We start from the raw sequence: 7827 nt of genomic DNA, 5'->3' as shown, positions 1-7827 counted from the left end.
GAGACGGGGACGGAACTAGCCACCCTCAGAGGGCATAGTGACTTGGTACTAGCAGTAGCGATCGCCCCGGACGGGAAACGAGCCGTCTCGGCATCGTATGATACAAACCTGAAACTGTGGGATTTGGCGACAGGGAATGTATTAGCCACGTTTATCGGGGAAGGTGCGATGTCTTCCTGTGCCATTGCACCGGATGGGGTGACGGTGGTGGCGGGGGGTGCTGGGGGGCGGGTGTATTTTCTGCGGTTAGAGGGGTTGAGGGGTTGAGAAATGGGGTTGCTTAACCCGATTGGGGTGAGGCGGCAAAGGTTAGGGCAGCCACCGGGTTTCTTTCCCTGCATCCGAATCACCAACCCGACCGCTATAATGGCAAAAACAAACCTCTGGAAAACAGGATGCCAATCACCTTAAACAAAGGACAAGAAAAATTATCACCCAGTAGGGGCGAAAAATTTTTCGCCCCCAAACCCATCAATTCCATAACCTGATTTCTCAATTAATCTGTATTGAAGTGAGCCACCATGAGTTTATCCCTTACGCCAGAAACTGAACAACGCATTGCCCATACCCTCAATCAGGGACAATACCGTTCCGCTGATGAAGTGATATTAGCCGCCTTAGAACTCCTAGAGAAACGAGAACAATATTTAGCCGAACTCCGCCAGCAAATCGAAATCGGGTCAAGCCAAATTCAACAAGGAAAAGTTACCGATGGAGAACTGGTTTTTAGTCGTCTGTTCAACGGTTTACAGCGACAGATAGAGGATTCCTAAAGGGGACTTATTCATTCTCTGATGCTGCTCTAGCTGACTTGGAGACCATTTCTGTATCCCTATCGGAAATAAACCCAGACTTAGCGATTAGATTTTTTGAAAAAGTCCGGGATAAATGCCGTCAGTTTGCTCAATTTCCCTATATGGGCAAAAACTACGGTCACATCAAGACAAATCTCCGAGGTTTGATTGTGGAAAATCACATCATATTTTACTTCCCTCGACCTGACGGTATCGATATTGTTCGCATCATTAATGGTTATCGAGACCTAGAATCATTAAATATCTGAAAATCTACTCAGCGAACTGTTACCAACCGTTAATCAGTTATCTCATCAAGATAAACTTCGACTGATCCACTTTCTCCTCTTGGCAGTCGCTAAGGAGGAAGGGTGTAGCCTAGAACTAACCAGAGAAGTTGACTCGGCGAATGAGTTGCTCCAGCAGCTTGCATCGACTGAGGCAGTGGTATGGTCGCCGCAAACAGATAGCGCATCTGTTCAGGTATTGTCGGATCTTCTGGTGGCAGCAAAGACAGCATCTAATGATTGATGGACAACGATATTCATTCACTGAACGAATTGATCGTCTTGGGCGCTCCTACTGCGACTATTTGCCCTTGACGCTCACGTTAGGCGATCGCTCTGTGGACGTGACGGCGTTGCTAGATACAGGCGCAAGTGTCAATGTTTTGCCCTACGAAATCGGTTTACAACTAGAAGCAATCTGGGAAAATCAGACGGTTTCAATCCCCTTAAGCGGTAATTTGGGTGGGAGGGATTCACGAGGTTTGGTTGTATCGGGTGCGATCGCTCAGTTTCCTCCCGTGCTACTGGCGTTTGCTTGGACTGAATCGCGAGATGTACCCGTTATTCTTGAACAAATGAACTTCTTTGCAGAGTTCAATGTATGTTTTTATCGACACAATTTGGCTTTTGAAGTTTGCCCCAAGGATAAAGGAATTTTAATTCAGCCCAAACAGCCTTTTCCTCCGACTACTTTAAACGAAGTAGCGGGGTGTTTAAAGTATCAAGGTTCACCCAAAACCTTAGAGGATATGGAAGCGGCTATTTGCCAAGGCATTCAGGAACAATGGCATGATTGCAGTTGAACCCAATATTGTAGTTCGGCTTCTAACTCAAGATAATCCAGTCCAATATCAAAAAACCCTAGAACTTTTTGAAAACCCCAAAATCTTCATTGCCAACACCGTTATCCTAGAAACCGAATGGGTGCTGAGATTTGCTTGTCAGTTTAAACGAAATCAAATTTGTTCGGCTTTGCGGAAACTTTTGGGATTATCCAATGTTTACTTAACTAACCCGATGTTAGTTCATCAAGCCCTACTGTGGCATGAAAATGGTTTGGATTTTGCCGATACTTTGCATCTCGCTCAAAGTCAAGATTGCGAGCAATTCTACACATTCGATGAAAAATTCATTAAAAATGCCAGAGATCTAACCAATTGTGAAATCAAAAAACCAGGCGATTAAGAAGAAATAAGAAAAATGGTGTATTTTCTGCGGTTGGAGGGGTTGAGAAACCGGGTTGCTTAACCCGATTGGGGTGAGGCGGCAAAGGTTAGGGCAGAAACTGAGTTTATGGGATGTGGGTGAAGGGCAAGAAACTCGGTTGCTGGGACGATTCGAGCAAAGCCTCAAGCATAGTCAACCCTATAATAGAGTCCTCAAATGGCTCGAATTGATTTTTAAATCAACAATAATCAATCAAAAATAACTTATAACCGGTAAAATTCCGTGATTTTGTATTCAATTAGACAGTCAGCCCGGCTCAGGAGTTGTAAAGATACAAGAACTCTGGAGATCCAAGACCTCAAGAGCGTTGGATGAAGAGGCTTACCCCAAACAGAGGAAGCCATCGCCCACCAACAGTAAGTTCAGTTATCAGGTTGCCAAGTCTAATGTCGAGTTCCGTAAAGATGTCTCAGGGCGCGATCGCCGACCTAAAACAAGACGTCAAACAAGGCGATCGCCTAGCCCTAATCAGTCTCTGTATCGCCTTAATTTCAGTCTCATTTGCACCAATTTTCATCAGATTTAGCGAACTCGAACTCGGTCCAAATGCCACTGTCTTTAACCGTCTATTCTTCTTTCTAATCATCTTCGGTTTTGGTCGATTTTGCCAGAGCCGAATCTCGCCAAGCGAGCCAATCGAGGACGTTCAAGCCATAACCCGCCAGCAATGGCTACTCCTCATTGGCATAGGTGCTGTCGCCATTACCTCATTAGTCCTATGGGCAATGTCCTTGCAATATACCACCGTCGCCAAAAGTATGTTGCTCAATAACCTAACCCCAATCTTCACCAGTTTAGGAAGTTGGCTTTGGCTGGGCAAAAGATTTGACAAGCGGTTTTTAATCGGCATGACCATTGCCCTAGTTGGCGCGATCGCCCTAGGAATCGAAGATATTAACGGCAGCGAAGGAACCCTCATCGGAGATAGCTACGCCCTTCTCTCCGCCGTCTTTCTGGGGCTTTACTTTCTCATCGTCGAACAACTGCGATCGCGCTTCACAGCGACCACCATCCTCCTCTGGCGTTGCGGTATCGGCAGCCTCCTCCTCCTCCCCCTGGTTTTCGTCATCGAAGGACAACTCTTTCCCCAGAGTCTAAACACCTGGCTAGCCGTCCTGGGACTGGCCCTCATCAGCGAAGGACTCGGCCAACGACTGCTGGCCCAGAGTATGGACAAACTCTCGTCAAGTTTCGTCTCCCTCTTCCTCCTCCTCGAACCCATGGTAAGTGCCATCCTCGCCTGGTGCATCTTCAACGAAGCCCTCAACCTAATCACCGGAATTGCCTTTATCATCGTTTTTAGCGGCATCTACCTCGCCAAAACCAGCCAAGCCGCCGTCGCCGAGTAATAGCCGATTGCCCTCTCCCCCCTCCCCGAGGAATGGTAGTCTAGCAATCAGTTCCGCGAAACCGGACAGTGCTACCGTAAATCGTCACCCAAAATCGTCACCTAGGGCAAGATCGAATCAACCCAACATCTGCCGGTTGCCCGTTGCCCGTTGCCCTTTGCCCCCCTTCTGCCATGACTCAGTCTCTCGAACGACATACCCTCAGACCCCATGGAGTCTATGCCCTTCATGGACTTGCTGTGCTTCCCACCGCGAACCCAGCAACTGGCCAAACACAACCAGAACTCATCGCCGTGGATGCCGTTCGGGGCTATATCATTGCTGTCAACCCAGAAACCGACGATACCCGCATCTTAAACCCCCATAACGCCGCCGACTTCATCGGCGTGGGGGGGATGACCATCTGGGACAATACCCTCTGGTTTACCCGAGGCGATAGCATCTACTTCTGCAATCTCGATGACTTCATCGCCCAACGCTTTATCACCCTCCCCTACGCCCTACAAGGGTTGGCTGTTCAAGGCGGGGCCATCTACGTCAGTTGCCAAAAAGAAGCCCTCATTTACGTCTTCTCCCGAGATAGTCAAAAAGAAATAACCAGCTTCTACGCCCCCGGCGTAGGAGTCGAAAACCTCGCCGTTCGCGGCGAAGAACTCTGGGTCACCGATACCGTCGAGCAAACCGTGTACTGTATGGATCGCGGCACAGGGTCCATGCACTTCAGCGTTCTCACCCCCTTCTCCTCACCGACCGCCCTAACCTTCTATCCCCATCCTGAACTCGACGAAGATCTGCTATACGTCGCCTACGCCTACGAAGAACCCTATATCCGGGACGACCCCAACGCCGCCAACCCCTATCAACTCACCTTCCGCGATCGCACCTTCATCCATCCCCTCCACCTCTACCACAACGCCGAAAACCATTACACCCTCTCCAACGGCTACCGCATCGAAATGACCTACACCGAGGAACTCTCCCCCCTCGACGCGGTGGAACTCAAAGACTTTGAATGGCACATTGCCCTTCCCGTCAACACCCCCCGCCAGAGAGTTCACGGTATCGAGTCTATCGGCCTCCCCTTCGAAACACGGGTCATCCAAGAACAACCCATGGCCGTCTTCAAGTTTGACCATCTCAAACCCTTTGAAGCCCGAATTTTCGGCTGGAAAGCCATCCTCGATGTGCGAGGAATCAAATATAACCTCAAACCCGGCGATGTCAGCGACTTACCCGAGTTACCCCCAGAGTATCCCGAACGGTATCTCGTCGATAATGACAACCTGGCTATGGATACCGACACGGTCCAGCGGGCGGCCCGTAACGCCGTCGGCCGTGAAACCAACCTACTGCGGCAAGTCTTAAGTATCCGCGATTATGTCTACGATCGCCTCGAATATGGCATCAAACCCCATATTGATACCCCCGATGTGGCCCTGAAACGGGGTATGGGGTCTTGTGGGGAATATGTGGGGATTCTCCTGGCCCTATTGCGTCTCAATGGCATTGCCTGTCGGACCGTCGGCCGCTATAAATGCCCCGCCCAAGCGGAACTGCGGGAAGTCCCCATGCAGCCGGACTTTAACCATGTCTGGCTCGAGTTCTTTGTCCCCGGCTATGGCTGGATTCCCATGGAGTCGAACCCGGATGGCATGAACGATCGCGGTCCCCACCCCCTACGCTTCTTTATGGGGTTAGCCTGGTATCACCTAGAATTAGTCAAAGGGGCAAAATTTGAAAGTCTGATGAAAGACGGCAAGCGACTCCCCAAAACCGAAGTGTCCATGGGAGACTTAGCCATCAACCATGTGCGATTCCGGATTTTGGAAGAATTGCCACCTCCTACCCCCAGCACCGCAACCGACCCCACAGCCTAATTTTTCGAGCATGGTGAATCATCTAGCTGACCTGCAAAATCAAATCAGCGATACCCTCAAACGCTATCAACATCGCGTTGATTATCTGGCGATTCGCCTAGAAGAGTCCCAGGGAACCGATATTTTCATTCGGGGGATTCAGAAGCCGTCCAATGCTGACCATCAAATTGAAACCCTCAGCGAAGATGTCAGCCTTGGCGGGCAAGTACGGGCCTGTTATAAGGGAGGCTGGGGCTTTTCGAGTTTTAACCGACTCTCCCAATTGGGCGATCGCGTTGAGGAAGCCGTCACGGCGGCCCGTCTCGTGGGTTGTGAACAGACGGAACTGGCCCCGATTCCCATCCTCAGCGATATCTGTCAACTGCCCCTGACGGGAACCAACCCCCGCGAGATTGACCTGAAACAGAAAAAAGACCTCTGCGATCGCTATATCGAGCAACTCTTAAGCGTCAGCCCCCGCATGACCACCACCTCAGTCCGCTATAGCGACTGTACCAAACGCCTCCTGATTGCCACCTCAGAAGGGTCATTCATCGACCAATCCTGGGTAGACCTCGAAATGCGTTTCGCCGCCACGGCCCGGGACGGGGAGACGGTACAAACCGGCCGAGAAACCAGTGGCTCTCGTCGTGGCTATGAGGATATGACCGCCCTTGATAAACAGGTCAAAAGCGCCGCAGAACGGGCGGTAGAAGCCTTAGAATTGCCCTGTGTACGGGGGGGGACTTATCCCGTCGTCATTGACCCAATTCTCAGCGGTTTATTCGTCCATGAGGCCTTTGGCCATCTCTCCGAGGCCGATATGGCCTATGAGAACCCCGACTTACTCGAAGTCATGAGCCTGGGACGACGATTCGGCAGCGAGGACTTACAGATTTTTGACGGTGCAGCCCCCCAAGGTCATCGCGGCAGTTATCTTTACGATGACGAAGCGACTCCCGCCACGACGACCCAACTGATTGAAAATGGGGTCTTAGTGGGGCGACTTCATTCTCGGGAAACCGCAGGACGCTTGGGAGAAGCCGCCACGGGAAATGCCCGTTGTTTGGACTATCAGCACTCCCCCATTGTCCGCATGACGAACACTTGGATTGGTCGGGGAACGACTCCCGTTGACCAACTCTGTGCTGGCATCAAGGAGGGGGTCTATGCTCGTAATTGGTTAGGAGGGATGACCAATGGGGAGATGTTTACCTTTAGTGCTGGGGAAGCCTGGATGATTCGCAATGGGGAGTTAGGGGAGAAGGTGCGAGATGTCACCTTATCGGGCAATGTGTTTCAAACTCTGGCGGATATTGAAGCGATTGGCGATGATTTCTACTGGGATGAGTCTGGCGGCTGTGGGAAGGGGGGACAAAATGGCTTACCGGTTGGCTGTGGTGGCCCGAGTTTGCGGATTAATAATGTGGTGGTTGGGGGAGAGGCTTAAAGGATAAGGCTATCAACCTTGAAACGAGGAAATGAATGAGATCCTTGGTTGTTGAGGGCAATTATTTGGAGCGTCTTTACTGCAAGATTTTGGCGATCGCACCCTGAATGTCCCCATCCGCCGGTCGTTTAGCAAACTGTTCGTGGCTATAAATCCAGACCAACTTAATGGTTGATGTTGTTTCGTTAACCAAGTACATCAAGCGAATTTGTCCAGATGCTCCCTTGGCTACACAGATTTCGAGTTTATGGAACGTCCAGTCTTCCGGTAGCTTTAATTTTCTTGGCAATGGCTCCTGTCGAGATTTATTAGGGTAGGGATTGATAAGTAAACCTTCTAGTTCATCCCCAATCTTATCCAAATGAGGCTTTATGACTTTTTTCAGTTTTTTAAACGAGCGACAATAGTGATCAGACGGTTCAATCGAGAAGGGTTGTGAGCCAGTCATGCACCTCTCCTTGAGAAATTCGAGTTGACGAGTTCTCGGCTAACCCCTGACTCACAACCTCAGACATAACACCTTCATAGGTTGGGTTATCTCGTTCGATTAGGTCGAGTTTTTGCAAGCCTAATTCTTTCATATCCTGAAGTTGAATCGGCTCTGTTGATGCGGCTTCAGGAGTTAAGCCTCGACGAGCTTTTTTCCAGGGAAACTCTCCGTGGGTCATCTCACTGAGTCGATAGGCGTGATACCCGCCAAAGTAGCTCCAGGTCTCATCTAAGACTTGTTTTTGTTCGGGAGGAATCGCTTTTAATTCATCCAGACTCGGAATAGGAAGTTGTTTGGCTTCAAACTCGTGATAAAACCGGTAGGCTGGAGGGCAAACTGGGCCATAACGCCAAGCCTGAATCACCTCATTGAAG

Annotated in this window: 9 protein-coding genes and 3 pseudogenes; 9 read left to right on the top strand and 3 right to left on the bottom strand. The window is 50.1% G+C overall.

Translation table 11 applies throughout. From position 1 onward, the window contains the following. The 3 genes and pseudogenes from R6U67_RS17390 to R6U67_RS17380 all read left to right on the top strand — a co-directional run. On the top strand, positions 1–267 hold a 267-nt coding region (locus tag R6U67_RS17390; protein ID WP_410253719.1), incomplete at its 5' end, for a WD40 repeat domain-containing protein. 254 nt (positions 268–521) lie between these two features. Continuing rightward, a complete protein-coding gene (locus tag R6U67_RS17385; RefSeq protein ID WP_410253718.1) occupies positions 522–773 on the top strand; it encodes a type II toxin-antitoxin system ParD family antitoxin in 252 nt (83 codons plus the stop codon). A gap of 20 nt (positions 774–793) precedes the next feature. Further along, positions 794–1063, top strand: a pseudogene (locus R6U67_RS17380) (type II toxin-antitoxin system RelE/ParE family toxin); the annotation flags it as partial. An 89-nt stretch (positions 1064–1152) separates the two neighbouring features. On the opposite strand, the gene R6U67_RS17375 reads toward R6U67_RS17380, so the two are convergent. Further along, complete coding sequence (locus R6U67_RS17375) at positions 1153–1314, bottom strand: hypothetical protein (protein ID WP_410253717.1); 162 nt, start codon at positions 1312–1314, stop codon at positions 1153–1155. 3 nt (positions 1315–1317) lie between these two features. Here R6U67_RS17375 and R6U67_RS17370 point away from each other — a divergent pair. The 6 genes and pseudogenes from R6U67_RS17370 to R6U67_RS17345 all read left to right on the top strand — a co-directional run. Next, a pseudogene (locus R6U67_RS17370) lies at positions 1318–1731 on the top strand (hypothetical protein); the annotation flags it as partial. Continuing rightward, a pseudogene (locus R6U67_RS17365) lies at positions 1729–1884 on the top strand (AbrB family transcriptional regulator); the annotation flags it as partial. The pseudogenes R6U67_RS17370 and R6U67_RS17365, both read left to right, overlap by 3 nt. Further along, positions 1871–2266, top strand: a complete 396-nt coding sequence (locus tag R6U67_RS17360) for a type II toxin-antitoxin system VapC family toxin (protein ID WP_410253716.1) — start codon at positions 1871–1873, stop codon at positions 2264–2266. The pseudogene R6U67_RS17365 and the gene R6U67_RS17360, both read left to right, overlap by 14 nt. A gap of 428 nt (positions 2267–2694) precedes the next feature. Next, positions 2695–3657, top strand: a complete 963-nt coding sequence (locus tag R6U67_RS17355) for a DMT family transporter (RefSeq protein WP_410253715.1) — start codon at positions 2695–2697, stop codon at positions 3655–3657. A gap of 173 nt (positions 3658–3830) precedes the next feature. Continuing rightward, a complete protein-coding gene (locus R6U67_RS17350; protein ID WP_410253714.1) occupies positions 3831–5534 on the top strand; it encodes a transglutaminase domain-containing protein in 1704 nt (567 codons plus the stop codon). Positions 5535–5544: 10 nt separating this feature from the next. After that, positions 5545–6963, top strand: a complete 1419-nt coding sequence (locus R6U67_RS17345; RefSeq protein ID WP_410253713.1) for a TldD/PmbA family protein — start codon at positions 5545–5547, stop codon at positions 6961–6963. A 76-nt stretch (positions 6964–7039) separates the two neighbouring features. Here R6U67_RS17345 and R6U67_RS17340 read toward each other — a convergent pair whose 3' ends face one another. Together R6U67_RS17340 and R6U67_RS17335 are read right to left on the bottom strand one after the other, a co-directional pair. Then, positions 7040–7252, bottom strand: coding sequence for a hypothetical protein (locus R6U67_RS17340; protein ID WP_410253712.1), 213 nt, complete (start codon positions 7250–7252; stop codon positions 7040–7042). A 130-nt stretch (positions 7253–7382) separates the two neighbouring features. Then, positions 7383–7827 (bottom strand): Panacea domain-containing protein (locus R6U67_RS17335; protein WP_410253711.1); only part of this gene is annotated, 445 nt, incomplete at its 5' end.

The organism is Sodalinema sp. (assembly GCF_046483825.1).
Taxonomy (GTDB): domain Bacteria; phylum Cyanobacteriota; class Cyanobacteriia; order Cyanobacteriales; family Geitlerinemataceae; genus Sodalinema.
The sequence above is the reverse complement of the archived record's forward strand: the minus strand, read 5'-3'. Positions and strand labels throughout refer to the sequence as shown.